Genomic DNA, 26,457 nt, shown 5'->3' with positions numbered 1-26,457 from the left:
GGGTGCCGGCCGGGTGCCGGGTGCCGGGTGCCGGCCGGGTGCCGGGTGCCGGGTGCGGAGAGGCACGGTGCGGGGTGCGGGGTGCCGGGTGCCGGGTGCGGAGTAGGGGGTGCGGGGAGGCGGGGGTCAGTTGACCTGGGCTGGGAAGGAGCGGGGGACTGGGACGCCGCCGTCGCGGAGGAGGCGGAGTACGGGGAGGGTGGCGGCGCCGAGGGCTACGGCGTCGCGGCCCAGTTCGCACAGCTCGATGGTGACCTGGGCGAAGGGCTGGCGGAGGGCGTGCTTGCCGACGGCTTCGCGCAGTTGCGGGAGGTAGCGCTCACCGAGCAGCAGACCGGCCCAGCCGCCGAGGACGATCCGCTCGGGGTTGAAGAGGTTGACCAGGTTCGCGAACCCCGCGCCGAGATAACCGATCGTGTCGTCGACCACCTTCGCCGCGACCTTCGACCGCTTGACCGAATCGAGCAGCCCGGTGAACGCCTCTTCCTCGTCGAGCCCCGACGCGGCGACCCCGTCGTTCAGCAACTGGAACCGTTCGAGCACCCCTTCGGCCCCCACGTACGCCTCGAGGCAGCCCTTCGAGCCACACCGGCACCGGCGACCGCCGTACATGATCGTCGTGTGTCCCCACTCGCCCGCGCTGCTGCGGATGCCGCGATAACTCGACCCGCCGGTGACGAGGGCAGCGCCGACCCCGGACCCGACCAGCGCGACCACCGCGTCGGTCGCACCCCGCCCGGCCCCGAACCACATCTCGGCCTGGCCGAGCGTGTTGGCCCCGTTGTCGACCTGGATCGGAATGTCCGTCTCCGCCGCCAGCATCGCGCCGAACGGAACCGCCTCCCAGCCGAGCGTCTGGGCATGGACGATAGCCGGTCCCTCGACGATCCCGGCCACGGCGACCCCCAGGCCGAGCACATCCTCCGGCCTGACCCCCGCCTTCTCGAGCACCTTGGCCACGCCGCCCGTCACGTAGATCACCGCGGACTCGGGATCCAGCGTCGCCGTCTCGATCGGATAGACCGCGATCGCCCGCAGTTGCATCGCGAGGTCGAACAATTCGACCCGGACCCGGGTCTCCCCCACCTCGGCCCCGATGACGTAGCCGAACCGCGGATTGACCCGGAGCAGCACCCGCGGCCGGCCGCCGTCGGACTCGACCGAACCGGCTTCCTCGACCACCCGCTCCTCGAGCAGTTCGCCGACCAGGTTGCTCACACTCGCCGCGCTCAGCAAGGTGTGCTGCCCCAGCTCGAAGCGGCTCAGCGGGCCGTCGCGGAAGATGCTGGTGAGGATGACCGAGCGGTTCGACCGCCGCATGTCGCGCACCGTGGTCCGGCGTCCATCCATGGTGTGTCGACCTGCCCTTGTGTAGACCGCAGAATGCCGCTTCTGCGGTCATCCGGATGCCGCTCGGGTCCCGCTGCGAGCGCCAGTCCATCATGCCGCAGGACCGCCCGGAAGGGTCGGCGGTTATCCACAGGGTCCACTTCTTACAAATCGTGAACTTAGTCGTGATTCGTTATCGCGTCGTGATTGACGTGAGCTGACTCACTCGGCTTCACTCTACGGAACCGCTTCCGAAACCGGTTCCGAACCTCAGCGACACGGTTCGGAAACAAACCCCCAACCGCCCGAGGGGAGTTGACAGTGTCGATCACCATCGCCGATGTGGCCGCCCGTGCCGGGGTCAGCAAGACCACCGTTTCGCGCGTCCTGAACGGCAAGGGCGAACTCGACATGCGGACCGCCGAGCGGGTCCGTCAGGTGATCGCCGAGCTCGGCTACGTGCCCAGCGCACGGGCCGTCGGCCTGGCCCGCGGCCGGACCCGGATCGTCGGCATGCTGGTCCCGTCGCTCACCTGGCCCTGGATGGGCGAGGTCTTGCAGGGCGCGGTGGACGTGGTCGAGTCCGCGGGCTACGGCCTGCTGCTGTTCACCTGCAACCGGGGTGAGGAATCCATGCAGCAGTTCGCCTCCCAGGTCTCGGCCCAGTCCTTCGACGGCCTGCTGGTGATCGAGCCGGAAGGCACCCTCGCCTACATCGAACAACTGCATTCCCGCGGCTTGCCCGTCGTACTGATCGACGACCGGGCCAAGCAGCCCCTCTTCCCGTCCGTCGCCACCACCAACCGCGCCGGGGGTGAGGCCGCCGCCCAGCACCTGCTGGAACTCGGCCGCCGCCGGCCATTGGTGATCACCGGCGTGGACTGGTTCGGCTGTACCCAGGAACGCCTGGACGGTTTCCGCGACACCTACGCGGCGGCCGGGATCGAGCTCGACCCACAGCTCGTCTTCGAAGGCGACTTCACCCACGACTGCGGCCGCAAGGGCGTCCAGCAGGCACTCGACGCCGGGCTCAGGTTCGACGCGATCTTCGCGCACAACGACCTGTCCGCGGGCGGCGCCATCCAGGCCGTCCGGGAGACCGGGCGGAACGTGCCGAACGACGTGTCGGTGGTCGGCTTCGACGACATTCCCTATGCCCAGCACACCGAGCCGCCGCTGACCACGGTGCATCAGCCGATGCGCCTGATGGGCCAGGCGGCGGCCCAGATGCTGATGGGGTACTTCGACGGCAAGCCGATGCCCGACGAGCCCAAAGTGCTGCCCACGACGCTGATCGTCCGCAGCTCAACCGCCCCCGTGACCGCCCGCCGGACGTAGTACTCGCCGAACTGCCGGCGGCGGGGCGGCTGCCCCCGCCTCGCCGCCGGCGACCCGGTCGCCGACCGACGCACACCGAACACCGATACCGATCTGTTAGCGCCGCCGATATTCCCATGAGAGCGCTTTCACGGCACGATGCGAGACCCCAGGCACCATCCGACAGTCAACCGCCAAAACACAGTTGGACGAACCACAGGAGGAACGATGCGAGCTCGACGCTCAGTCGCGCTAGCCCTCACGGGCGTGCTCGCGGCAGTCACACTGGCTGCCTGCAGTAACGGGGATGCGAAGAAGGACACCGCCGCCGGCAGCGCCACCACGGTGCTGAACGTGGGCATGCCGAACGGCCCACAGACGGAGAACCACAACCCGTTCCTCGGCTCGTCCGCGGGTGCATCGCTGGGTTACCGCTGGATGATCTACGAGCCGCTGGTGATGATCAACGGCATCAAGCCGACCGACAAGGGCAAGCCCTGGCTGGCCACCGAGTGGGCTTGGTCGGACAACTTCACCAAGCTCTCGCTCACCATCCGCGACGGCGTCAAGTTCTCCGACGGCTCGCCGATGACCGCCGACGACGTCGCGTACTCCTTCCAGCTCCGCAAGGACAACGAGGGCCTGAACACCGACGCCATCCCGTACGGCGCCATCACCGCCTCCGGCAACAAGGTCGACCTGACCTTCACCCGGTCGCAGTTCACCAACCAGAACAAGATCCTCACCGTCTTCGTCGTGCCGAAGGCGCAGTGGTCGGCGTTCAAGGACCCGAGCACGGAGGCCGTCAAGAACCCGATCGGCACCGGGCCGTACAAGCTGAAGTCGTTCACCCCGCAGACCACGACGCTGGAGATCCGCGACGCGTACTGGCAGGACCTGCCGAAGATCAAGGAACTGCGCTACACGTCGTACAACGACAACAACGCGCAGTCGACCGCGCTGGCCAACGGTTCCTCGGAGTGGAGCTTCGTCTTCGTCCCGAACGTGAAGACCGTGTACGTCGACAAGGACCCCGACCACCACAAGCTCTGGTTCCCGGCGAACCTCGGCATCCACGGCCTGTGGATCAACACCACCAAGAAGCCGTTCGACAACCCGGCCCTGCGGCGCGCGATGGACAAGGTGATCAACCGCGACGACATCTTCCAGCAGGGTGAGGCGGGCTACTTCTACCCGAAGGTCGAGTCCGTCACCGGCATCCCGACCCCGGCCGGCGAATCCTTCATCGCGCCGGAGTTCAAGGACAAGGTGCACAAGGTCGACGTGGACGGCGCCAAGGCCGAACTCAGCGGGGCCGGCTTCAAGCTCGAGGGCGACACCCTGAAGGACCCGACCGGAAAGCCGGTCACGATCACGCTGACGGACCCGGCCGGCTGGTCCGACTACCAGACCGACCTGGAGATCATCAAGGACAACCTGTCCTCGATCGGGATCAAGGCGACCATCGACAAGGCCAACCAGGACGCCTGGTTCAAGAACATCGACACCGGCAACTTCGACGCCGCGATGCACTGGACCAACGGTGGCGCGACGCCGTTCGACATCTACCAGAACATCATGGACGGCAAGATCCTGAAGCCGATCGGCAAGGCCGGCGTGAGCGGCAACTACGGTCGCTTCAACTCCCCCGACGCGACCAAGGCGCTGGACGCCTACGCCAACGCCGCCGACGAGGCGAGCCGGACCACCGCACTGAACACGCTGCAGAAGATCATGGTCGAGCAGATGCCGGTGATCCCGACCTCGGCGTCGAACGTCGGTGGCCTCTACAGCACCAAGCACTGGGTCGGTTGGCCGGACGAGTCGAACCAGTACGCGCCGGCCCAGCCGACGCAGCAGAACGCACTCCAGATCGTCCTGAACCTGAAGCCCGCCGGGGCGTAAGGACCTGCCGCGGCCGGGGATCCCACCACCTGGGGGTCCCCGGCCGCGGTGCCGCGACCGGGTGTTCTGGGGACACTAGCTAGGAGTTCGACTAAGTCATGACGGCGACTGAGACAGACCCGTTGACCACCCACGAGGTGGTCCTCGAGGCCGAGGGCCTCACCAAACACTTCCCCGTACGCCGGGGGCTGCGCAGCCTGTTCACCAGGGAGCGCAAAGCGGTCCATGCGGTGGACGACCTGCGGCTGACGCTTCGCCGGGGCCGGGTCACCGCGCTCGTCGGCGAATCCGGCTCCGGGAAGTCCACGGTGGCCCGGCTGCTCGCCCAGCTGTACCCGCGGACCTCGGGCGACATCCGGCTGCACGGCAAGACCGTTACCGTGCGCGGCGGCCGCAGGTTCCGCGCCTACTGCCGCCAGGTGCAGATGATCTTCCAGGACCCGTTCGCGTCGCTGAACCCGGTCCACACCGTCCGGTACCACCTGACCCGCGCGCTGAAGATCCACGGCCGCGCGGGGAGCACGTCCGCCGAGCTCGAGGACAACCTGAAGCAGCTGCTGCTCCGGGTCCAGCTCACTCCGCCGGAGCGCTACCTGGACAAGTTCCCGCACGAACTGTCCGGCGGCCAGCGCCAGCGGGTCTCGATCGCCCGGGCGCTCGGTGCCGACCCGGAGGTGCTGCTCGCCGACGAACCGGTCTCGATGCTCGACGTGTCGATCCGGCTCGGCGTACTGAACCTCCTGCGGGACTTAAAAGAGCGCCTGAACTTAGCCATCCTCTACATCACCCACGACATCGCCTCGGCGCGCTACTTCGCCGACGAGACGATGGTGATGTACGCCGGCCGGCTGGTCGAGGGCGGCGACTCCGAGACCGTCACGCAAGCCCCCGCGCATCCGTACACCCGCCTGCTGATCGAGAGCGCGCCCGATCCCGACCGGCTCGACCGGGTCGGCGATCTGAGGGACGCGCCGGAGGACGAGGCCGGCGGTGAGCCGCCGAGCCTGATCGTCCCGCCGAGCGGCTGCCGGTTCCACCCGCGCTGCATCCACGCGATGCCGAAGTGCTCGACCGAGCTGCCGCCCCGCTTCGAACTGCCGATCGTCACCGGCGAAGGCGCGCACTGGGCCGCTTGCTGGCTCTACGAGGAAGGAGCCGCGAAGTGAAGTTCCTGCTGCAGCGGATCGCGTTCTACCTGTTCACGGCCTGGGCCGCGATCACCATCAACTTCTTCATCCCGCGGCTCATCCCGGGCGACCCGGTCACCTCGCTGATGGCGAAGTACCAGGGCCAGCTGAGCACCGATGCGATCCACTCGCTCTACGTGCTGTTCGGTCTGGACAAGAACACCAGCATGTGGAGCCAGTACGTCGACTACTGGGGCCAGATCTTCCACGGCGACCTCGGTACTTCGTTCAACTTCTTCCCGACCCCGGTCTCCGACGTCCTCGGGCAAGCCCTGCCGTGGACGATCGCGCTGGTGGGCATCACCACCTTCGCCAGCTTCATGATCGGTACGTCGCTCGGCGTACTGGCCGGCTGGCGGCGCGGTTCCTGGCTGGACGGTTTGTTGCCGGTGACAACCTTCCTGTCCTCGATCCCCTATTTCTGGCTCGGTCTGCTGGCGATCAGCGTGCTGGCCGGTACGAACGGGCTGTTCCCGTCGTCGGGTGGTTACGAGCCCGGCCTGGTGCCGTCCTGGAACAGTGAGTTCATCGGCAGCGCGATCCACCACAGCCTGCTGCCGGCCCTCACCATCCTGATCTCCTCGGTGAGCGGCTGGATCCTCACCATGCGGAACATGATGGTCACCACCGCGTCGGAGGACTACATCACCGTCGCGCACGCCAAGGGCCTCAGCGAACGCCGGGTGATGTTCAGCTACGCCGCCCGCAACGCACTCCTGCCGAACGTCTCCGGCTTCGCCCTGTCGCTCGGCTTCATCGTCGGCGGCACCCTGCTGGTCGAGATCGTCTTCTCCTACCCCGGCATCGGCTACAACCTCTTCCAGGCCGTCGGCGCCAAGGACTATCCCTTGATGCAAGGTGTGTTCCTGGTCATCACGATCTCCGTCCTGGTCGCCAACCTGATCGCGGACGTCGCCTACCTGCTCCTCGATCCCCGCACCCGCAAGGAGGGCTGACCGATGTCCGCACCAGCCAGTACCGTCACCGCGGTCACTCCCGGCGGCCCGGCCGCCGCCATCGCACCGGCCAAGCGCCAGCGGCTGAAGTTCGTCGCGAATCCCAAGGCGGCGACCGGCCTGATCGTCCTCGGCCTGTTCTGCCTGATCGCGATCATCGGCCAGTGGATCGCACCGTTCGACCCGTCGCAGCGCAGTAGCGACATCCTGCAGGGACCGTCCGGCAAGCACTGGTTCGGCACCACGCACCTGGGCCAGGACGTCTTCAGCCAGATCCTGGTCGGCACCCGCGGCGTGATGTTCGTCGGCCTGCTGGCCGGCATCGTCGCGACCACGCTGTCGGTCCTGATCGGGGTCAGCTCCGGCTTCCTGGGCGGTGCCGCGGACGAGGGTCTCTCGGCTCTGTCGAACGTCTTCCTGGTCATCCCGGCGCTGCCGCTGATCATCATCGTGGCCTCCACCATCCCGAGCGGCGGCGACCTGATGGTTGCCCTCGTCATCGGTTTCACCTCCTGGGCCTGGGGAGCCCGGGTACTGCGGGCGCAGACCCTCTCGTTGCGAAAACGCGACTATGTCGAGGCGGCCCGGGCCACCGGCGAGAGCACCTGGCGGATCATCACCGCCGAGATCCTGCCGAACCTGACCGCGATCATCGCCTCCGGCTTCGTCGGCACGGTGATCTTCGCCGTGATGTCCGAGATCACCCTGGCCTTCATCGGCATCTCGACCATCTCCGAATGGAACTGGGGCACGATCCTGTTCTGGGCGCAGAGCCAGCAGGCACTCGCCTCGGGCGCCTGGTGGTGGTTCGTCCCGGCCGGTCTGGCGATCGCCATCCTCGGTACGGCGTTGTCGCTGATCAACTTCGGCATCGACGAGTTCGTCAGCCCGCGGCTGCGCAGCTCCGGGCACACCAAGGTCAAGACCACCGACGGCCACACCGTCAAGATGCGGGTCGGCTTCACCCCGGTGTTGTCCACCAAGGGCACGCAGGAGCCGGTCACCCCGGTCCTGCGCAAGCCCGCCGACAAGGCGAAGGGCGCGGCGTGATGGCGAACCTGAAAGCACCGGTCCTGGAGATCAAGGACTTCAACGTCGACTACGGTCTCGGCGACCAGTCGGTCCAGGCCGTCCGCGACGTCACACTGACCCTGCACCGCGGTGAGGTGCTCGGCCTGGCCGGTGAGAGCGGCAGCGGCAAGTCGACGCTTGCCTACGGCATCACCCGGCTGCTCCCGCCGCCCGGCGTGATCAGCGGTGGCTCGGTGATCTACCACCCGCCGGGCGAGGACCCGTACGACGTGATGGAACTCTCGAACTCCGAGTTGCGGAAGTTCCGCTGGGCCGAGACGTCGATCGTCTTCCAGGGCGCGATGAACTCGCTCAACCCGGTGCACAAGATCTCCACCCAGATGCTCGACGTGATCAAGGCGCACGAGCCGCAGCTCAGTGCCGAGGCCCGGCTCGCCCGTGCGCACGAGATGCTCAAGCTGGTCGGCATCTCGGCGGACCGGATGGACGCCTACCCGCACCAGCTCTCCGGCGGTATGCGGCAACGGGTGATGATCGGGATGGCGCTCGTCCTGGAGCCGCAGGTGGTCATCATGGACGAGCCGACCACCGCGCTCGACGTCGTGATGCAACGCCAGATCCTGGCCCAGCTGGTCGAACTGCGCGAGCGGCTGGACTTCTCGGTGCTGTTCATCACCCACGACCTGTCGCTGCTGGTGGAGTTCTCCGACCGGATCGCGATCATGTACGGCGGCCGGATCGTGGAAGAGGCCAAGTCGGCCGATCTCTACAAGGATTCCCTGCATCCGTACAGCGAGGGGCTGCTCAAGTCCTTCCCCGCCCTGCGCGGCCCCCGCAAGGAGCTGGCCGGCATCCCCGGTTCGCCGCCCGACCTGCGCGGGATGCCGACCGGTTGCGCCTTCCACCCCCGGTGCCCGCACGCCTTCGACAAGTGCTCGGCGGAGATCCCCGTACTCGGTGTCCCCGAGGCCAGGAACGATCCGAACCGCCAGGTGGCCTGCTGGCTGCCGGGCCGCGTCCCGGTCGCCTGACCAACCCACACACGACATTCCCTGAAGGGAGCCAGTACGGCGTTCGCCCACCGGCGAGCGCCGTACGCCTCACTATGAACCCAACCGCTCTCCCCACCTCCTCGGTGTTCACCGCACCGGCGGACGAGCAGGCGCTGATCGCCAGTCTCCCGAGCGACTTCCGCTGGGGCGTCGCGACCTCGGCGTACCAGATCGAGGGCGCGGTCGACGTGGACGGCCGGACGCCGTCGATCTGGGACACCTTCTGCCGCGTGCCCGGTGCGATCGACAACGGTGACACCGGCGACGTCGCCTGCGAGCACTACACCCGGATGCCGGCGGATGTTGCCTTGATCAAGCAACTCGGGCTGGACACGTACCGGTTCTCGGTCTCCTGGTCCCGGGTGCAGCCGCACGGCACCGGTCCGGTGAATCCGGCCGGGATCGGCTTCTACGACAAGCTGGTCGACGAGCTCCTTGCCCAGGGCATCGGTCCGTGGGTGACGCTCTACCACTGGGATCTGCCGCAGGAGCTGGAGGACGCGGGCGGCTGGCCGGCGCGCGATACGGCGTACAGGTTCGCCGATTACTCCATGCTCGTCTTCGATGCGTTGAGCGATCGGGTGAACACCTGGACGACCCTGAACGAGCCTTGGTGCTCGGCGATGCTCGGTTATGCGTATGGGCTGCATGCTCCGGGGCGCAAGGAGTATCCGGCGTCGATCGCTGCCATCCACCACCTGCTGCTCGGGCACGGGCTCGCGACCGAGCAGATGCGCGAAGCGGCGACGCGGCCGATCGACATCGGGATCACGCTGAACGCCGCCACGGCGTACCCGGCGAGCGATGCTCTGCCTGACCTCGAGGCTGCCCGGCGGGCCGATGGGATGGGTGCACGGATCTACCTTGATCCGTTGGTGCACGGGCACTATCCGGCTGATGTCATCGCGGACCTGGCGGCCGAGGGCATCGAGATCCCGGTCAAGGACGGCGACCTCGCGACCATCTCGGCACCCTTTGACGTGCTCGGGATCAACTACTACTTCAGCCAGAAGTTCACCGGTTTTGCTGAGGACGGGCGCACGGTCGGCGACGACGGGCTGCCGATCAGCCGCACGCTCCCGCTGGACCGGCCGCGGACCGCGATGGACTGGGAGATCGTGCCGGAAGGCTTCACCGACCTGCTCGTCCGGATCAGCCGCGACTACCCCGGCCTCCCGATGGTCATCACCGAGAACGGCTCCGCCTTCGCCGACGTACCGGACTCCGACGGCTACGTAGCCGACGACGGCCGTACGGCGTACTTCGCCTCCCACCTCGCCGCCGTCGCGTCCGCGATCAAGCAAGGCGCCGACATCCGCGGCTACCTCGCCTGGTCCCTCCTCGACAACTTCGAATGGGCCTACGGCTATGACAAACGCTTCGGCATAGTCCGAGTCGACTACGAAACCCAAACCCGAACCCCCAAACAAAGCGCCCTCTACCTCCGCGACCTAGCCCACCACCACCGCACCCGCTAACCCACACCCCCACCGCTCCCCCAAACCCGGGATCCCCGCCGCGGTCCCGCCTCGGCCCCCACCCCGAACGCGGCATCTTTGTGCTCCAGTTGAGTATTCGGCGAACCTGGAGATGCTCAACCGGAGCACAAAGATGATCGGAGCTGGCGACGTTCGACTGCCTGACTCTGCTGTTGCCCGAAGGATGGGTGGTCGATCGTCCATGATCGGAGGTTAGGTGTAGCGGCGGGTTTCTTGGCGGGCGGCGTGGCGGGATTTGCGGTTTGACTCTTTGTTCATGGCTTGGCGTTCCCTGATGCAGCTGCGGATGTTGCAGCCGGCGCAGCAGGTGGCGGCGTAGAAGTGGTTGCCAGGCTCCCAGTGGCAGGAGGTGCCGGCGGCTTCCCGGGTCGGGGCAGGAGGCAGGTCGCACGGGCCGAGGCGGTGGTCGTGGATCGGGCGCGGGGCGTGCTCGAGGTGACGAACCCACAGGGGCTTCGTCTTGTCGGTGCGAGACATCTCGTTCCTCTCGGAACCGCCGCCGTACCTCCCGGACCGTCCGGGGGTGGGCGGCTAGGTTCGCCGCTTCATACCTTCTCCTTTCGCTTGAAGTAAGCCTTGCAGGATATCGAGCGGCACCTAGCCCGCCAAGTAGTTATTCACCAGCGAGACGGCCTCCGGCACTCGCGCGTCGTACACACCATGTGCTCGCCGGTCCACGACGTGCAGCACCGATCGTGGGAGCTTGCGGTGCAGTGCCTCGGCCCAGCGCAACGGGATGTTGTCGCGGGCTGCCTGGACGATGAGCATCGGCGTGTTGTTGCCGATGGCAAGCTCCGGCTCGGTGGTGTGATCCGTCCAGTAGGCACACGGAAGGATCGTGGTGGCGAAGAGTGGTTGGGTCGCACGATCGCGGACAGCATCACGCCAGTACTGCGAGGGGCCGGCGGGCCAGCCGCGGTCGTTGCAGGTGAAGGCGAACGACGCCGCCACGAAGTGCTCGACCAAAGACGAAGGCTTGTAATAAGTCGCCAAGAATCCCAGCAACTGCTCCGACGGATGCACCGGCTTCCCCGTGGCGGCGTCGATCAGCGTACGGACGTTGCGCGCCATCAGCTCCCGATCACCCTCATCCCCGAGCGCCGACGACAGCACCCACGGCAACGCCGACCTATCGATCCGGTATGAACCAAGCCGTATCGTCCGCGACCGCAATCGACTGACCGCCGCCCGCACCTGCATCCCCGTACGCCCGAGGTGATACTCCGAGTCGCGCGAAGCAACCCAAGCCGCCCACTCGTCGAAGGCAGCCTCGGTCTGCAAACCTGTCGCGAGATGGTGATACTCCGATCCCTCCACATCGGTCACGCTGTCGACCACGAGCCGATCGACCCGTACGCCGAACAGCTGGCTGTAGACGACTCCGAGATCGGCGCCCCACGAGACCCCGTAGTACGAGAGCCGCTGCTCGCCGAGCGCCATCCGGATCGAGTCCATGTCCCGGGCGACCTCGCGGATGCTCGCGTACCGGAGTACGCCGGAATTTCGCGCCTTACACGAAGCCGCGAACCTTGAGGCCAGTCGCTCCGCCTGCCCGAAGGCAGCCCGTGTCGGAGGCGATCGGAACACCTCGGAGAGGACGACCGGTCCGCAGTCGACCGGATCGCTCCGCCCCATGAAGCGCGGGTCGAACCCGATCAGGTCGTACTGCGAGGCAACGTCGCCCAGCAACGACCTGAGCTCGAGCGGGTAGCCGATCCCGGGCCCACCAGGCCCACCCGGATTGGCGAGCAGAATCCCCCGCCGCTTCGCCGGATCCGCCTTGATCCGCGAGATCGCAATCCCAACCCTCGGCCCCTCCGGACGCAGATGATCCAACGGCACCCGCACCGTCGCACACAACGCCCCCGCCCTCGCCAACTCCGCCCCCACCTCATCCGAAGCCCCACCCCGGCAGTCCCGCCAACTGAGCCCAGAGACCGATCCCGATGACCTATCCGAGCTGAGCCCGACAGCCGCGCCTGGCGTAGTACCAACGGTTGCTACCAATGATGTAACTACCAGTAAAACAAGGGATATTCGTCGCATAGAGCCAAGGCTAGAATCGGGGCGGCGGGGGTTCTGTGGCGTGCGGACCCGACCTGGGGTAGCTTGCGCGCTACCAACGTTGAGGGGAACAACCATGGGTGAGTACGTCCAGCTGGGCGCCGTGAAGACCTGGTACGACGAAGCCGGCACCGGTCAGCCGCTGGTGCTCATGCACGGCGGCCTCGTCGACGCCCGGTTCTTCGGCGCCAACATCGGGCCGCTCGCGGAACACTTCCACGTGTACACCCCGGAGCGGCGCGGCCACGGTCATACCCCCGATGTCGAGGGCCCGATCAGCTACCAGATCATGGCCGGCGACACGATCGCGTTCCTGGAGACCGTCGTCGGTGAGCCGGCCGATCTCGTCGGGCACAGCGACGGCGCGTTCACCGCGATGCTGGTCGCGATGCAGCGACCCGAGCTCGTCAAGCGACTGGTGCTGATCAGCGGCGGCTTCAACAAGTCCGGCGAGGCCGGTCCGGAGATGGAGTGGGACGTCGACCAGATCGCACAGTTCCTCGGGCCGGCGTACGGCGAAGTCTCGCCCGACGGCGAGGAGCACTTCAAGGTGGTCGCCACCAAGATCGGCGAGATGGCCGCGAAGGAGCCGAACCTGCAGGCGTCCGAACTGGGCGTCATCACCGCGCGGACCTTGGTGATGTTCTCCGACGACGATCTGGTGACGCTCGCGCATGCGGTGGAGATGTACGACGCGATCCCGGGTGCCGAGTTCGCCGTCGTACCGGGGACGTCGCACTTCCTCACCCAGGAGAAGCCCGACCTGGTGAACCGGATCGTCCTCGACTTCCTCACCAACGACCCGATCCCGACCATCGCCGGCATCCGCCGCCCGCCGCACTTCGATCTCCCTACCGAGACGAACGACTGAGGCCTCGCGAGACGACCGCTGGCGTCTCCGAGCCGAACGGCTGATCCACAGAACACCCACAGTTCTCCGCGACACACTGTTCCGGCCGCCGCCGCAAAGGCTCCGGCCGGACACCTCTGCCGACTCTTGAATCGGAGCGGCTTCGTCCACACGAACAAGTTCTACGGAAACCCGCAGGAGTTGCAGTCCTGCGCCGACATCCGGCACGACGGCGACTGGGTCGAGTTCGCCTGCGCCTGGACCTTCGACGACGACTACCCCGCCAGCTGATCAGCAGGCACGGTTGCCGCGGGCGAAGTCCGCCTCGAACACAGATTCACTCAGGCTCTCGATGAGGCGTTGAGTGATGCGATCCACGTCGGCGCGCTCACCAGGAGGGAGGGGCGCGCCGACGGATTCGCGCAGATAGCTAGCCCGACCCAGCAGATACGCTCCTTGGTGAGCATCCTCGGTGAGGGAATGGGCGCCGGCTAGGCCTTCGTGGGCTAGGGCCAGGGCTCGGGGGTCGCCTACTGCTTGGGCGGCGGTGAGGCCTTCGGTGTGGAGGGCGAGGGCCGTGGTGGCGTCGCCGCGTTGTTCGGCGATGAAGCCTAGTTCGGCGAGTACCAGGGGTACGCCGGGTTGGGAGTCGAGTTGGCGGAGCCAGTCGAGCCAGCGGCGGAAATGCTGTTCAGCGGCATCGAGGTTGCCCTGGCGACGAGCGCTGAGCCCCAGCCCGAGTTCGGCGAACTCCTCGGCCGGCGTGTTCCCCTGCTCCGCCGCCAGCTTCATCGCCCGCAGGTGGAACTCATCAGCCGCCACGAAATCCCTTTGCAGCAACGCGATCCGGCCCAGCCCGGACAGCCGCAGCGAAGCTTCACCCCATAAACCAAGCTCTTCAGCCATCCGTACGCCGTCCCGGTGCAACTCCGCTGCCCGCGCATAATCACCCGAGATCTCAGCCAGCTCAGCGAGACTGTTCGTCGCCTTCACCAGCCCCCACCGATCTCCTAGCCGCCGGAAAATCGCCTCACTCCGACTCGCATCCCGAAGGGCCTCGACCAACTCTCCGCGAGCTCGCCCCAGCGTCCCCCGCACACTCAACGCCGCAGCGATCCCCCACTCGTCACCAACCAGCTCGTACTCCGCCAGCGCCTTCTCCACCACCTCGAAAGTCGCCGCGACCGCTCCCCCACGATGCGCGAACCCCAAGAACCAATGCGCCCTGATCCGGCTGTCCGCCCCCAGCAACGTCCGTGCGGCCGCCGTCCGCGACGCATCGTCCCCCAGCAACCTGATCCCCGCCTGCCACCCGACAACTCGTTGCCGAAGGCTCTCATCCTGTACGGCACCCGCACCCAACGCAGCCGCGAACGCACGCTCCGCCTCACCGATCCGCCCGCGCAGGAACCAGTACCACGCCAGCGCATCGACCAGCCGAAGCGCCGCCTCCGCCTCGCCTAGCGACACCGCATGATCCAGTACTGCGCGCAGGTTGCCGCTCTCCGCATCGAGCCGAGCCAGCCACTCCCGCTGATCCCGCCCGTACAACAAAGGCTCAGCCCGTACGGCGAACTCCGTGTACCAGTGAATCGCCCGACGCTGAACGTCGTCCGCCTCGCCGGACTCCCGCAGCCGCTCCCCCGCGTACACCTTGATCGACTCGAGCAACCGATACCGCGGCCCCTCCACCACGCAGGCCAGCGAGCGGTCCACCAACCTGCCCAGCGGTTCGACCTCAGCACCAGCAGCGCCAGCCGCCTCCAACGTGCAACTGTCCGCGTGCACCGAAAGCCGCCGCAACGCGACCTGCTCCGGTTCGGTCAGCAGTTCCCAGCTCCAATCGACCATCGCCCGCAAGGTTTGATGCCGCCGAGCTCCACCGCGTCGCGCCGACTCCAGCACCGTGAATCGATCGTCGAGCCGCGCCGACAGTTCCTTCACCCCCAACGCCCGAACCCGGGTCGCCGCGAGTTCCAGCGCCAACGGCAACCCATCGAGCCGCTCACAGATGGCGTTGACAGCGGCGCCTTCCTCGACAACGCCTCCCGCCGCCGACGCACGGAGTACGAACAACTCCGCAGCGGCATCAGGTGCGAGCGGAGGGATCACCACGAGCCGCTCACCGTTGATCGCCAGCGGCTCCTGGCTCGTCGCCAGCACGCGAAGATCAGGGGCCTTGCGCAACAACTCTTCGACCAGCTCCGCCACGCAGCCGATCAGATGCTCGCAGTTGTCGAGGACGAGCAGCACCGACTGATTGCTCAAGGCATCGATCACCTGGCGATCCCGAATACCCAGCGCAGTAGCAATCGCCTCACCTATCCCAGCCGCCCCACCGTCTTCCAGGTGGGCGCGTTTCCCCGCCGCTCCGCCGCCTTCCAGGTGGGCGGCTTCCAGGTGGGCGCGTTCCAGGGCGGCGAGTTCGATCAGCCAGGCGCCGTCGGGGAATTCGCCGGTGACTTCGCGGGCAGCCTCGATCGCGAGCCGCGACTTCCCGACTCCACCAGGCCCGGTCAACGTCACCAGCCGTTGCTTCTTCAGCAGGCCGACCACTTCCGGCAGCAGCTCATCGCGACCGATCAGCGACGTCATCGCGGGCGGCAGATTGGACCGACGCCGTACCGGTATCGCCTCGAGCCGGGGATCCTGGCGCAGGATCGCTTGCTGCAGTTCCATCAATTCAGCGGTTGGTTCAAGGCCTAGTTCATCGCGAAGCTGATCCCGCAGTTGCCGGTAACTGTTCAGCGCCTCACTGTGCCGACCGGACCGATAGAGCGCCTTCAGGTACGCCGCCCGCAACCGTTGCCGCAACGGGTGCCGGCCGACCTGGTCGCCCAGTTCGCCGAGCAGCTCGGCGTGCTCGCCCAACTCCAGCCGGATCTCCACGAGCGACTCCACCGCACCGAGTCGCTCCTCCTCCAGGCGATCCACCGCCGGGCGGACGAACGGCGCGCCCGCGAAATCGGCGTACGGCGTACCGCGCCACAGTCCGAGGGCCTCGCTCAGCCGCGCCGCTCGAAGCCTTAGATCACCCCATGAATCAAGCAGCGAGCGGAACTGTGCGACGTCGGTCACCGCGTCCAGCCGATACCCAGGCGACTGCGAGACCACCAACGTCCGCGCACCCGGTTCGGCCGCCTCGAGAGCCCGGCGCAGCTGGGACACCCGCAACTGCAACGCGTTCGCGGGATCCCGCGGCATCCGGTCCGGCCACAGATCGTCGATCAGCCGCGCCGCCGGAACCACCCGCCCCTCGGCGACGAGCAACTCGGCCAGCACCGCGCGCACCTTCAGCTCGGGAATCCGCACCGGATCCCCGCCCTCCGTCCAGACCGCCACCGGCCCCAACACCCCGAACCGCATCCCCCGAGAGTAGGACAACACCAGGTCCCACCCCCGCCGCACCAGTCCGACGAACCCAGCCCGGGCACTCCATCCCACCCCCGCCGCACCAGTCCGACGAACCCAACCCGGGCACTCCATCCCGCCCCCGCCGCACCAGTCCGACGAACCCAGCCCGGGCACTCCATCCCACCGCCGAACGCCCGCCGACAGCGAACACCCGACCGCCGTCCCGAAGAGACCCGCCCACCTGGCAGACACCGGTGGGAGCTGCCGCTCGGCAGACATGGTGCGAGCTGCCGCCTGGCGTGCCGACGGACATGAGGTATCCGCAACTCGGACTCCGGGCGTCGCTCAACTCACCGGCTCAGCTCCCCCGCGGGGACGGATACCTCATGTCCGTCGGTACAGGTGGAGGCAGCTGAACAGGTGTTTGCTGTTAGGGGTGCGGTCCACAGGGGAACTACAGGGCGGGGCGGCACACTGCGCGGCATGGGTGACGGGATTTTGGATGAGGCGTACGAGCGGTTCGCGCGGACCGGGCCGGAGTGGGGCGAGAGCAGCCTGACGAACCACGGGCCGATGGCGGTCGAGGTGCTGGTACGGCGTGGGCTCGCGGCTGATGTGCATCGCTGGGTCGATGCGTATCTGGGCAAGCTCAGCGAACTGCCGTCGGTGAGCGATCGCATCACCGACGCCACGTGGCAGGACGCGCTCGGTGACGGCCGGCGGGTCGGCGACTGGTCGGCGTACTTCGAAGAGCAGATGCGGGAGCACCCGTGGCGCGAGGTACTCGTCACCTGGTGGCCGCGTCTGCTCCCCGGGATCGTGGCTGGCGCGACGCACGGGGTGATTCGCGTCAGCCACGCAGTACGGACGTTGCTACGCGGTGATACAAGCCCTGCAGCTGTCACCGAGTTGGCGCACGGTCTCGCCTTCTGGGCAGCCCGCATGCGCGCCGTCCCGGGTGCGGCCGAGGTGGACGGCACGCTGGAGGTGAATGCTGCGTTGGACGCGATTCCCCGCATTCCTTCCCAGCAAGGCACAGTCGCGGTGCGGTTCGGGCAGCTTGCCGAGATGCCTGCCTGGCCGGCGTCGCTCAGGGCGCTCAGAGCACCCAGCAACCCAGCCGAGGTACAAGACATACTTCAAGACCTGGTGGCCGGCGCCGTGGCACGCTATCTCGGTCATGGACACGGCAGCCCGGTCCTGCTGGTCCACACCGCGACCGCGCCCAACGCGGTCCTGCACACGCTCCCGGCGCTTCCACCATCGCTCTGGGCGCCGAGCCTGTCCGCGGTCTGGGCAGCGAGCGCGGCGATCACCGCCGCTTACTCACCGTCAGAGTCTATTCCACGGCATGAATTACCCGATGGCATCCACGCAGATGAGTTGATGAGTTACGCGCTGCAGCATTCCGACGAGCATGTGATCAAGTTCGCGGACACGGCGCTCGACGCTTTCGCACATACCGGCGATTCCGAGGTGCTGGCCGCTGCCCAACGGGTCGGAGATCTGATCAAATAGGAGAAGTGGTGGTCGGTGTTCCCGCGAAGTCACCGACCACCACCCTTAGTTCAAGCCATCACCCGAACGCTTGGTTCAAGCGATCCAGCGGATCACCCAGTCCGAGCGAATCGCCGTCGGCAGCGCTCAGCAAGTTGCTGTCGGGGCTGCCCAGTCGGCGCGGTCGTTGTAGCCGCCGTCACCGGCGTCGCCGACCAGCAGGTCGAGGACGCGGACGCCGGTCAGGTCGACGTCGACCGGCTTCGGGTGGTCTCGGTCGACCACGCCGCTGTCGAACAGCACCTTGCCGTCGCCGACGACCTGGAACGTCGACGTACCGCCTTCCGGACCGACATTCCGTACGGCGTCGTCGATGCCGACCGTCGCGGTCAGCCGGCTGCACGCCTTGCCCAGGTAGAACCGCACGGTGGACGGCGACGCGACCCCGATCCCGGTCGGGTACGTCTGGCTGACCAGGCTGATCGGCGAACCGCCACCCACACTCTCGTCGACCGTCGGCGACATCCAGCCGCTGGTCGCGACGATCCACTGATGATGCGAGAGCGCCGCAGTGCCGCTCGGCGGTTCCGGCGCGACAACGACCGGCGAAACGGTCGACTGCTGCTGCTGGCCGTACCCGACGGCCTCGTACGACGTACGCGCTGTCAGCGCCGCGTTCCCAGTAGCCGCGCCCGCGGGCAGCTTCACCGTGAAGGTGAAGGTCGCCTGCTTGCCACCGGCAAGAATCGAAGGTGCCGTGATCAACGACTTGACCGTCCAGCCGGCGCCGCCGGTCAGCGACACCGCAGGCTTCAGGACCGGGAGCAGCCCGTCGTTGCGAACCACCACCTGCGCAGTAAGTTCGTCGCCCCCGGCAACTACCGGCGCGACTCCCTCAGGCTGCGCGTCGGTGCCGACCTTCGTCACCTGCGGGATCCCCGCCGTCACATGCGGGATGCCCGGGACACCACTGGCCTGGGAGACCCGGAACAGCGCCGTACCGTGGGCCGGAACCGCCGCGCTGATCGTGCCCGCGCTCTCGGTGACCGAGTTGGTCCAAGCGTTCTTCAGAGTGAACCGCGATCCGCTCAGCCCGATTGCGCGAGCTGTGGTGATGAGGGTCTTGGCGCTGTCACCGCGGTTGAGCAGGACGACCGCACGACTGCCATCGGCGAGGCGCTTCACCCACGTCTCCGCAGTGCCGGCGGCTCCGACGCGCACTGCCTGTACTGCGGCAGGGTCTTGGTTGATCCCGACGACATCGGGGTCGGTGAGCATGCCAATGGTCGTGGCGCTGAGCTTGCGGATGTCGCTGCCGACGACGAGCGGAGCGGCGGCCACGGCCCACAGGGTCAGCTGACTGCGGAACTCCTCGTCGGACATGCCGAGTTCAGGTGCCAGGTAGTCCGGATCGCTGAACGCGCCGGGCTTGACGACCTCGGGGTGCCTGGCGTTCGCGTCGTAGTTGCGCAGGACGTCCTTGAACTTGATGTCGCCCTGGAAGCCGACGTCGGTGTAGGTCCGCCAGGACTGCGCGATCGCCGGCGCGTAGGACCAGGAGTTGATCGACTGCTGCGATTCGGGGTAGTTGCCCCAGTCCGGCGAGGTCACCGGGTTGCAGAGGTTGAAGATCATCGGACGGTGGCTCGCGTTGTTGTGCAAGGCCTGGGCGAACTCGGTGAAGACGGTCTTCGGGTCGAGGTTCGCCGCGATGCCGCAGAGGTAGTCGACCTTGACCGCGTCGAAACCCCAGGCCGCGAACTGGTCCGCGTCGCGTTGGTAGTAGCCGCCGCTGCCGAGACCGCACCGACCGGGGATGTAGGGTCCGGCGTCGGTGTAAATGCCGGCCTTGAGGCCCTTGCTGTGGATGTAGTCCACCAACGGCTTCAGGCCGTTGGGGAACTTGGCCGGGTTCGGCACCAGATCGCCGGCCGCGCTGCGGGACTCGTCCGCCTGCCAGCCACCGTCGAGCCAGACGATGTCGTAGCCGGCCTTCTTCAGGCCACGGCTGACCAGCGAGTCGGCAACCGAGCGGATGGTGGCGTCGGTGAAGTCACCACCGAGGCCGTAGTAGGTATTCCATCCCATGTACGGCGTCGGACTGAGCACCGGCGGGGTGGTGGCGGAAGAGGAGGTAGGAGTAGCTGAGGCGGGAGCTACGGCGGTAGCGAGCGAAGCGGTCACCAGGGCCGCTGCAATCACCCCACCGAGCAAGGCGGATAGCTTTTTCACGTCTTGTTCCTTACTGCCTTGGCGGACAGAACGGACGGTCAGTCGACGGGCTCGACGACCAGGCACTGCGAATCGGCTGTGTCTCCCCAGCGGACGCCGACCTGGAGCAGATAGCTGCCCGGGTGGACTTCGTCCCCCACCCGGTAGTTCTTCGCGGTATCCAGCTGAACCAGCGGGATCCGGCGCGGTCTGGTCGGCAAGGTGCCTCGGACATTCCCGTCGCCGGTGTCCCACAGGAACACCACCGACCGGTCGGCGCCGACATACTGCACCCCTTCGGCCAAGGGATAAACCAACCCGTTGGCCACGACCTCACGAATGTCCTTGTACTGCGCGACGTGGCGCGCCGCGGCGGCCAGCTGATCGTCGGACCACCTCGACAGATCCGCGCCAATCCCGAGACCGCCGGCCATCGCGACGTGGAACCTGAAGGCCAGCGACCGTTCGCGTCCGTCATGAGTGCCCTCGGCATCGGTCACCCAGGAGCTCATCAAGTGCGGCGAGTACCCGCTCAGGAATCCGCGCTGGATCTTCAGCCGATCGAGCGGAGCCGTGTTGTCACTGGGCCAGAGCGTGTCGACCCGAGCGGCCATCCCCAGATCGACCCGACCGCCACCACCCGCGCAGCCCTCGACGACCACCTGTGGGTGTGCCGAACGGATCTGGTCGAGGATCCGGTAGAGATTCGCGACCACCCTGCCGTCGAGATCGGCGTGCACCCCGCTGTCGAGCCGCGGCCGGTTGGCGTCCCACTTGAGATAGCTGATCTCGTACGACGTCAGCAGCCGGTCGAGCGTCTCCCAGATCCACTCGGCGACATCGTCGCGACCGAGATCGAGCAGCAACTGATTCCGGATCAGCAGCGGCTCGCGCCCTTCGGTCCGAAGAATCCACTCAGGATGCTTGGCCGCCAGCTCCGATCCCGGACTGACCGACTCGGGCTCAACCCACAACCCGAAGCCGAGCCCCACTTCCTTCAGGTCTTCGATAAAGGCACCGAGCCCTTGCGGGAAGGCGACCGGGTCGACGTCCCAGTCCCCCAGCCCGGCCGTGTCGTCTACCCGCCCGGTGAACCAGCCATCGTCGACCACGAAGGTCTCGACCCCGGCCCGCACCGCACGCCTGGCGAGTTCAAGCTGATGATCAGCCCTTACATCGAACTCTGTAGCGAACCAGGAGTTGTAGACGACCTTCTGCGGCAAGCCGCGGGCGAAGGTCCGCTGGTAGGCGTGGAAGGCACGGGCAAGCCCATCCGGCCCTTCGGTACTGCAAGCGCCAACAGCCACCGGGGAAACCCAGGAGGATCCAGGGGCCACAACCAGGCCGAGCGAGGGTGCGACTCGGCCCGCTTGGATCCGGGTCTGCCCGGTGGTGTCGACGTCCGCGCTCAGTTGCCACGACCCCGACCACGCGAGTTGCACGCCCCACGTAGTACCGGCCGGGTCGTCGGCATCGGCGACGGACAGGAAGGGTGAGTACGAGTGGCCGGTAATGCCCTGCCGGCTGTCGATCGTGAACCTGCCGCGCGGCAGCGTGACCGCAGCCTGCTGGAACTCGCTGTTCCACTCGCCCCACAAATAACGCACGTGAGCGCCGGACGCGGTCGGGACGACGAAGCCGGCCGAGTCGTGATGATGCAAGGTCAGATCGCCCGCGCCGTCGTTGTGCACGGAGACCCATCGCTCGACGACGTCGAGCTCAGCCGGCAGCCGGTAGTGCAGGACCAGCCGAAGCCGACGAAGCTCGTCCACGAAGGTCAGCTCGAGATCGTCGTCCTCCTGCGCCCCGGACACGAAAACCGGCCGGCACTCGTCGTTCCCATCCGGCCCGCTCACCACCAACTCGGTGGGAGCGGCATACCGAACCCCTCGTACTGCGTACTCCAGCGGCTCGACATCGGCCTCCGGAAGGAAGTGAACCGTCCCGGTCGGAGCCACCGTCGACGGGCCGTCGGCCACCGCATACGGGCCCCAGGCAACCAAGCTCGCCCAGCGCCCATGCTCCGGCACCTCGACCACATACGACGTGGCTGCTCCACGCAACGTCCACTGTGTTGAATACTTTTCCCGCCCCACCACCCCGGTCGTCACTTGACGGCCCCGATCGCCAGCCCCGACACGAAGTGCTTCTGGAACTTCAAGAAGACGACAAGTGTCGGCACCGCCGCAATAACGGTGCCTGCGGCAATCACGTTCCAAGATGACACGAACAGCCCTTGCAGACCGAGCAGGGCAGGCGTCACCGGCATCTTCTCGCCCGACCGGATGACCGTGATCGACCAGAGCAGATCGTTGAAGATCCAGGTGAACGACAGCGCACCGAGTGCCGCGAGCGCAGGCCGGGTCAGCGGCAGGATCACGCTCGAGAAGATCTTGCCCGGACCGGCCCCGTCGATCGTGGCCGCCTCCTGGATCTCCCGCGGTAGATCACGCATGAAGCCGTGCAGCACGAACGTGTAGAAGCCGAGCCCGAACCCGACATGGACCGCGATCAGTGCGTAGAGCGTGTCGTAGTACCCGGTCAGTTCCACGAACCGTGAGATCGGGATCAGCAGGATCTGCGGCGGCAGCAGGTTCCCCATCAACATCAGCAGCAACACGGTCCGCCGGAACGGGATGTTGTAGCGAGCCAGCCCGTACGCCGCGGTCGCCGCGAACCCCAGACTCAGCAGCACCGCCGGAATCGTGACCAACAACGAGTTGATCAAAGCCCTGAACTCGTCCGCGTCCTCCCAGGCCGACTTGTACGTCGAGAAGGTGAACGAGTGCGGCAGGGAACCCAGGCCGTTCGCGGCGACGTCGTCGAAGCTGCGGAACGAGATCACCACCACCCACAGGATCGGCGCGATCCAGAGGAACGAGACGAGTCCCATCGCCAGGTGGTACCCGGTCGTCTTGAACCGGTTCGTCATGGGGCCTCCTGGCCTGGACTGAGGAGTGGAGGGAGCGAAGCGACCGGAGGGACGAGGGAAGGACGGGAGCTTGGCCCCATGACCCGCCGAGCCGGAGGCGAGGCAAACAGCAGGGTCATGTCTCCTCCCGGAAGGCACGGATCAGGTAGCCGAGGATGACCGCGAGCGCTAGCACGAAGATCACCACGGCGATCGCGGAGGCGTAGCCCAGCTGGGTGGACTGGAACGCGGTCGAGTACATGTACGTACTGAGCAGCTCGGACGAGTGGTACGGCCCACCCTTGGTCATCGACCAGACGATGTCGAAGGATCTAAGCGAGTCGATCACGATCACCGACAGCACGACCGAGTTCACGCCTTTGAGCTGCGGGATCGTCACGTACCGGGTCCGCTGCCAGGCCGAGGCTCCGTCGACCCTTGCTGCTTCGTAGAGAGCAGGGTCGACGGCCTTGAGACCGGCCAGGTAGAGCACCATCACGTAGCCGATCTGGCGCCACAAGGCCGGCAGGATCACGGCGTACAAGGCAGTGTCGGGATCCGCGAGCCAGGGCCGGACGAAGTTGCCGAGCCCGACGCCGCGCAGTACGGAATCAACCAAGCCGTCGGGTTGGTAGAAGACCCGCCAGATCAGCGCCGTCACGACGAGTGAGAAGACGACCGGAGTGAACAGCGCGGCGCGGTAGATGCCGACGCCGCGGCGCTCCTTCTGCAGCAGCAGGGCCATCCCGAACCCGCCGATCACGCTGAGCCCACCGAACAACACCAGCCAGATCGCCGTGTTCTTCAACGCGGTCCGGAAGATCGGGTCCGAGACCATGTCATGGAAGTTGCCCAGGCCAACGAATTTCGGCGCCGACAACCCGTCCCAGCTCGTCAACGCCAGCCAGAACCCTTGCAGCGCGGGCCAGAACACCCACACCGCCTCGATCAGGAACGGCACGAACACGAACGCCAGAATCAACGGCGAGATCCGATGCAACTTACTCCGCGGCTGCCGCCCCGGCCCCTTCGACCGGGCCGGCTTGGCGGCTGCCGCATCAGGCACCGACTCGACCGAGGTGGCAGTCATGCCTTGAAGATCTTTTCGGCTGCTGCCTGCCAGTCTTTGAGGATCTTGTCGATCTGGTCGGGCTTGTCGAGGAACTTGGTGAGGGCGGCGTCGGCGGTCGGCTGGAGGGCGTCGCTGGAGTCACGGTTGAAGAACTGGGTGATTTCCTTCGCGTCTTGAACCATGGCCTTGCCCTTGCGGACCAGCGGCGTGTCGGCGGACTTCGCATCGGGGTTCGCGGGGATGACCGTTCCGGACGAGTTCTTGACGTAGATCTCCTGCGCCTCGGGGGTGGCGAGCCAGCCCAGGAACTTCTTCACGGCCTCGGGGTCCTTCGCCTTCTTGCTGGCGAAGTAGCCGTCGATCGGGGCTTCTTCGGCGACCGGGACCGACGGGTCGATGATCGGGAACTGGAAGAAGTCGATGTCGTCGAGCGCGTCCTTGGGCGCGGAGTCGGCGAAGAAGGTGCCGATCAGGAACATCCCGGTCTTGCCACCGAGCAAGGCCGAGGTCGCCTCCTGGAACGGGAACGACTTCCCCTTCGGGTCGAAGTACGGGAGCGCCTCTTTCCACTTGGTGAAGACGGCCTTGACCTTCGGGTCGTCGAAACGGCTCTCGCCGGCCAGCAGTTGGCGGTGATACGGAGCGCCGTTGATCCGGATGTTCAGGTAGTCGAACCAGCCCGACGCGACCCACGGGGTGTCGCCCAGGCCGATGCCGATCGGCGGGACGCCCTTGCTCTGGATCGTCTTGCAGACCGCGAGGAACTCCTCCCAGGTCTTCGGCGGGGTGACGCCCCACCTCTGGAAGTTCGACTTGCGGTAGAACATGCCCCACCAGTAGTAGCTGACCGGCACGAAGATCTTCTGCCCGTTCTCGCCGGTGGAGACCTTCTGCATCGACTCCGGGTAGCTCTTCATCCCGTCCCAGACGCTGGTGACGTCGAGCAGCAGATCCTTCTTGGCGTACGAGTTCGCGACCGACCCGGCGTACCAGGTGTAGACGTCCGGCGGGTTCGCGGACGTCAGGTACGTGGGGAGCTGGGTGCGGAAGATCTCCGACGCGACGGTGTTCAGCTTCACCTTCCCACCGGTCTTGTTATAAGCCTCGACCAGCTTCTCCATCGCGGCTTTCGCCTGCTCGGCGGAGAGGTTGGACTGCAGTGAGAGCTCACCAGTCGCGCCGCCGCTGCTGCCACCGCTCTTGGTGGTCGAGGTCGCGCAACCCGGGATCAGGGCCGCGGCCCCAAGCATCCCGAGCCCCTTGAGGAACGTGCGCCGATCAGCTGCCAGACCTGCCATGCCCTACTCCTGAGCTCTCGCGGCGCCGGCGGGATCCGCCGTGCCAGTCGATTGAGTGGTTCGTTCTGCGGAGGATCTTGCAGCCGCGCAGTCGGGCATGTCAATATTAATTCGTAAATTACGAGCAAATCGCTTGACGTGATGACTTGGTCACGATCAACTGGTGCATCGTTGGAGACGTGGAGGCTTCTGTTGCGGCTTGCTGAGCGGGTGATCGTGGTGACCGGGGCAGCCACCGGTATCGGTGCGGCCTGTGTGCAACGGCTGCTCGACGAGGGCGCCTCGGTCGTCCAGGTCGACCTGCAACCGTGCAAGGAGGTCCCCGGCCGGGCGATCGCCGTACAAGGCGATGTCGCTGCGCCGGACACCTGGGCGGAGGCGCGGTCGCGCGGCCGCGACGAACTCGGACCGATCGACGGACTCGTCAGCAACGCGTACCTGGTCGAGGTCCTGCCCGCGCACGAATTGTCGCCGAGCTCCTGGCAACGCCAGCTCGACGTCAACCTCACCGCCACGTTCCTCGGCTTCAAGACCCTGTACGCCGATCTGTCGGCGACCCGAGGTTCCGTAGTACTGGTGTCGTCGGTGCACGCCTTGGCCGGCATCCCCGGGCATCCCGCCTATGCCGCGACCAAGGGCGCTCTGGTGGCGCTCGGGCGGCAGCTAGCGGTCGAGTACGGCGGGGCGATCCGGGTGAACACCGTGCTGCCGGGGCCGATCGACACCGCCGCGTGGGACCGTGTCACCCCGGAGGGAAAGGAACAAAGTGCTCGGGCAACCGCGGTTGGGCGACTCGGCCGGCCGGACGAGGTCGCGGCCGCTGTCGCGTTCCTGCTGTCGGACGAGGCTTCGTTCGTGACGGCGGCCAGCCTGGTGGTCGACGGCGGCTGGTCCGCGGTGAAGGACTCGGCATGACGGACTGC

20 protein-coding genes are annotated in these 26,457 nt (G+C 66.9%); 11 read left to right on the top strand and 9 right to left on the bottom strand.

Going from position 1 to position 26,457, the window contains the following annotated elements:
* Positions 1–126 precede the first annotated feature (126 nt).
* Positions 127–1,350 carry an ROK family protein gene (locus ABZ004_RS23490; protein WP_355682729.1) on the bottom strand — a complete coding sequence of 408 codons (1,224 nt, stop codon included), beginning with the start codon at positions 1,348–1,350 and terminating at the stop codon, positions 127–129.
* A 300-nt stretch (positions 1,351–1,650) separates the two neighbouring features.
* Here ABZ004_RS23490 and ABZ004_RS23485 point away from each other — a divergent pair, with 300 nt between their 5' ends.
* The 7 genes from ABZ004_RS23485 (at position 1,651) to ABZ004_RS23455 (ending at position 10,256) form a co-directional block, all read left to right on the top strand.
* A complete protein-coding gene (locus ABZ004_RS23485) occupies positions 1,651–2,667 on the top strand; it encodes a LacI family DNA-binding transcriptional regulator (protein ID WP_355682727.1) in 1,017 nt (338 codons plus the stop codon).
* A gap of 207 nt (positions 2,668–2,874) precedes the next feature.
* Positions 2,875–4,551, top strand: a complete 1,677-nt coding sequence (locus ABZ004_RS23480) for an ABC transporter substrate-binding protein (protein WP_355682725.1) — start codon at positions 2,875–2,877, stop codon at positions 4,549–4,551.
* Positions 4,552–4,649: 98 nt separating this feature from the next.
* Complete coding sequence (locus ABZ004_RS23475; protein ID WP_355682723.1) at positions 4,650–5,717, top strand: ABC transporter ATP-binding protein; 1,068 nt, start codon at positions 4,650–4,652, stop codon at positions 5,715–5,717.
* Positions 5,714–6,694 carry an ABC transporter permease gene (locus ABZ004_RS23470; protein WP_355682721.1) on the top strand — a complete coding sequence of 327 codons (981 nt, stop codon included), beginning with the start codon at positions 5,714–5,716 and terminating at the stop codon, positions 6,692–6,694. Before ABZ004_RS23475 ends, ABZ004_RS23470 begins: the two co-directional genes overlap by 4 nt.
* Before the next feature lie 3 nt (positions 6,695–6,697).
* Complete coding sequence (locus tag ABZ004_RS23465) at positions 6,698–7,744, top strand: ABC transporter permease (protein ID WP_355682719.1); 1,047 nt, start codon at positions 6,698–6,700, stop codon at positions 7,742–7,744.
* Positions 7,744–8,757, top strand: coding sequence for an ABC transporter ATP-binding protein (locus ABZ004_RS23460; protein WP_355682717.1), 1,014 nt, complete (start codon positions 7,744–7,746; stop codon positions 8,755–8,757). The genes ABZ004_RS23465 and ABZ004_RS23460 overlap by 1 nt, the downstream gene beginning before the upstream one ends.
* Before the next feature lie 74 nt (positions 8,758–8,831).
* Positions 8,832–10,256, top strand: coding sequence for a GH1 family beta-glucosidase (locus ABZ004_RS23455; RefSeq protein ID WP_355682715.1), 1,425 nt, complete (start codon positions 8,832–8,834; stop codon positions 10,254–10,256).
* A 213-nt stretch (positions 10,257–10,469) separates the two neighbouring features.
* Here the strand turns inward: ABZ004_RS23455 and ABZ004_RS23450 are convergent, their stop codons facing one another.
* Positions 10,470–10,754, bottom strand: coding sequence for a hypothetical protein (locus tag ABZ004_RS23450; protein ID WP_355682713.1), 285 nt, complete (start codon positions 10,752–10,754; stop codon positions 10,470–10,472).
* A 120-nt stretch (positions 10,755–10,874) separates the two neighbouring features.
* Positions 10,875–12,125: an alpha/beta hydrolase gene (locus tag ABZ004_RS23445; RefSeq protein WP_355682711.1), complete on the bottom strand. Its 1,251-nt coding sequence runs from the start codon at positions 12,123–12,125 to the stop codon at positions 10,875–10,877.
* A gap of 292 nt (positions 12,126–12,417) precedes the next feature.
* Between ABZ004_RS23445 and ABZ004_RS23440 the strand changes: the two genes are divergently transcribed.
* Together ABZ004_RS23440 and ABZ004_RS23435 are read left to right on the top strand one after the other, a co-directional pair.
* On the top strand, positions 12,418–13,212 hold the full coding sequence (locus ABZ004_RS23440; RefSeq protein ID WP_355682709.1) for an alpha/beta hydrolase: 795 nt from the start codon (positions 12,418–12,420) through the stop codon (positions 13,210–13,212).
* 126 nt (positions 13,213–13,338) lie between these two features.
* On the top strand, positions 13,339–13,482 hold the full coding sequence (locus ABZ004_RS23435) for a hypothetical protein (RefSeq protein ID WP_355682707.1): 144 nt from the start codon (positions 13,339–13,341) through the stop codon (positions 13,480–13,482).
* Here ABZ004_RS23435 and ABZ004_RS23430 read toward each other — a convergent pair whose 3' ends face one another.
* Complete coding sequence (locus ABZ004_RS23430) at positions 13,483–16,557, bottom strand: BTAD domain-containing putative transcriptional regulator (protein WP_355682705.1); 3,075 nt, start codon at positions 16,555–16,557, stop codon at positions 13,483–13,485. It abuts the gene before it with no gap.
* Positions 16,558–17,028: 471 nt separating this feature from the next.
* On the opposite strand from ABZ004_RS23430, the gene ABZ004_RS23425 reads away from it, so the two are divergent.
* The gene (locus ABZ004_RS23425; protein WP_355682703.1) at positions 17,029–18,063 is read left to right on the top strand and encodes a questin oxidase family protein; all 1,035 of its coding nucleotides are present in this window, start codon (positions 17,029–17,031) and stop codon (positions 18,061–18,063) included.
* Between the two features lie 126 nt (positions 18,064–18,189).
* On the opposite strand, the gene ABZ004_RS23420 is transcribed toward ABZ004_RS23425, so the two are convergent.
* The 5 genes from ABZ004_RS23420 to ABZ004_RS23400 all read right to left on the bottom strand — a co-directional run bounded on the left by ABZ004_RS23420 (position 18,190) and on the right by ABZ004_RS23400 (position 25,534).
* A complete protein-coding gene (locus ABZ004_RS23420) occupies positions 18,190–20,274 on the bottom strand; it encodes an NPCBM/NEW2 domain-containing protein (protein ID WP_355682701.1) in 2,085 nt (694 codons plus the stop codon).
* A 38-nt stretch (positions 20,275–20,312) separates the two neighbouring features.
* On the bottom strand, positions 20,313–22,316 hold the full coding sequence (locus ABZ004_RS23415; RefSeq protein WP_355682699.1) for an alpha-galactosidase: 2,004 nt from the start codon (positions 22,314–22,316) through the stop codon (positions 20,313–20,315).
* Between the two features lie 44 nt (positions 22,317–22,360).
* A complete protein-coding gene (locus ABZ004_RS23410; protein WP_355682697.1) occupies positions 22,361–23,185 on the bottom strand; it encodes a carbohydrate ABC transporter permease in 825 nt (274 codons plus the stop codon).
* A gap of 115 nt (positions 23,186–23,300) precedes the next feature.
* Positions 23,301–24,254 carry a sugar ABC transporter permease gene (locus ABZ004_RS23405; protein WP_355682695.1) on the bottom strand — a complete coding sequence of 318 codons (954 nt, stop codon included), beginning with the start codon at positions 24,252–24,254 and terminating at the stop codon, positions 23,301–23,303.
* Complete coding sequence (locus ABZ004_RS23400; protein WP_355682693.1) at positions 24,251–25,534, bottom strand: ABC transporter substrate-binding protein; 1,284 nt, start codon at positions 25,532–25,534, stop codon at positions 24,251–24,253. Before ABZ004_RS23400 ends, ABZ004_RS23405 begins: the two co-directional genes overlap by 4 nt.
* 192 nt (positions 25,535–25,726) lie before the next feature.
* On the opposite strand from ABZ004_RS23400, the gene ABZ004_RS23395 reads away from it, so the two are divergent.
* Positions 25,727–26,449, top strand: a complete 723-nt coding sequence (locus tag ABZ004_RS23395; protein WP_355682691.1) for an SDR family NAD(P)-dependent oxidoreductase — start codon at positions 25,727–25,729, stop codon at positions 26,447–26,449.
* Positions 26,450–26,457 lie beyond the last annotated feature (8 nt).

Source organism: Kribbella sp. NPDC006257, from assembly GCF_040613535.1.
GTDB lineage: Bacteria > Actinomycetota > Actinomycetes > Propionibacteriales > Kribbellaceae > Kribbella.
Note: the sequence above shows the minus strand (reverse complement) of the source record. Positions and strands in the feature narration are given on the sequence as shown.

What these genes read in the sequence shown, in the direction of transcription:
- ABZ004_RS23490 (WP_355682729.1), bottom strand. Translation starts at nt 1,350, where the DNA reads ATGGATGGACGCCGGACCACGGTGCGCGACATGCGGCGGTCGAACCGC.
- ABZ004_RS23455 (WP_355682715.1), top strand. Translation starts at nt 8,832, where the DNA reads ATGAACCCAACCGCTCTCCCCACCTCCTCGGTGTTCACCGCACCGGCG.
- ABZ004_RS23440 (WP_355682709.1), top strand. Translation starts at nt 12,418, where the DNA reads ATGGGTGAGTACGTCCAGCTGGGCGCCGTGAAGACCTGGTACGACGAA.
- ABZ004_RS23425 (WP_355682703.1), top strand. Translation starts at nt 17,029, where the DNA reads ATGGGTGACGGGATTTTGGATGAGGCGTACGAGCGGTTCGCGCGGACC.
- ABZ004_RS23460 (WP_355682717.1), top strand. Translation starts at nt 7,744, where the DNA reads ATGGCGAACCTGAAAGCACCGGTCCTGGAGATCAAGGACTTCAACGTC.
- ABZ004_RS23475 (WP_355682723.1), top strand. Translation starts at nt 4,650, where the DNA reads ATGACGGCGACTGAGACAGACCCGTTGACCACCCACGAGGTGGTCCTC.
- ABZ004_RS23450 (WP_355682713.1), bottom strand. Translation starts at nt 10,754, where the DNA reads ATGTCTCGCACCGACAAGACGAAGCCCCTGTGGGTTCGTCACCTCGAG.
- ABZ004_RS23405 (WP_355682695.1), bottom strand. Translation starts at nt 24,254, where the DNA reads ATGACTGCCACCTCGGTCGAGTCGGTGCCTGATGCGGCAGCCGCCAAG.
- ABZ004_RS23480 (WP_355682725.1), top strand. Translation starts at nt 2,875, where the DNA reads ATGCGAGCTCGACGCTCAGTCGCGCTAGCCCTCACGGGCGTGCTCGCG.
- ABZ004_RS23400 (WP_355682693.1), bottom strand. Translation starts at nt 25,534, where the DNA reads ATGGCAGGTCTGGCAGCTGATCGGCGCACGTTCCTCAAGGGGCTCGGG.
- ABZ004_RS23410 (WP_355682697.1), bottom strand. Translation starts at nt 23,185, where the DNA reads ATGACGAACCGGTTCAAGACGACCGGGTACCACCTGGCGATGGGACTC.
- ABZ004_RS23430 (WP_355682705.1), bottom strand. Translation starts at nt 16,557, where the DNA reads ATGCGGTTCGGGGTGTTGGGGCCGGTGGCGGTCTGGACGGAGGGCGGG.
- ABZ004_RS23465 (WP_355682719.1), top strand. Translation starts at nt 6,698, where the DNA reads ATGTCCGCACCAGCCAGTACCGTCACCGCGGTCACTCCCGGCGGCCCG.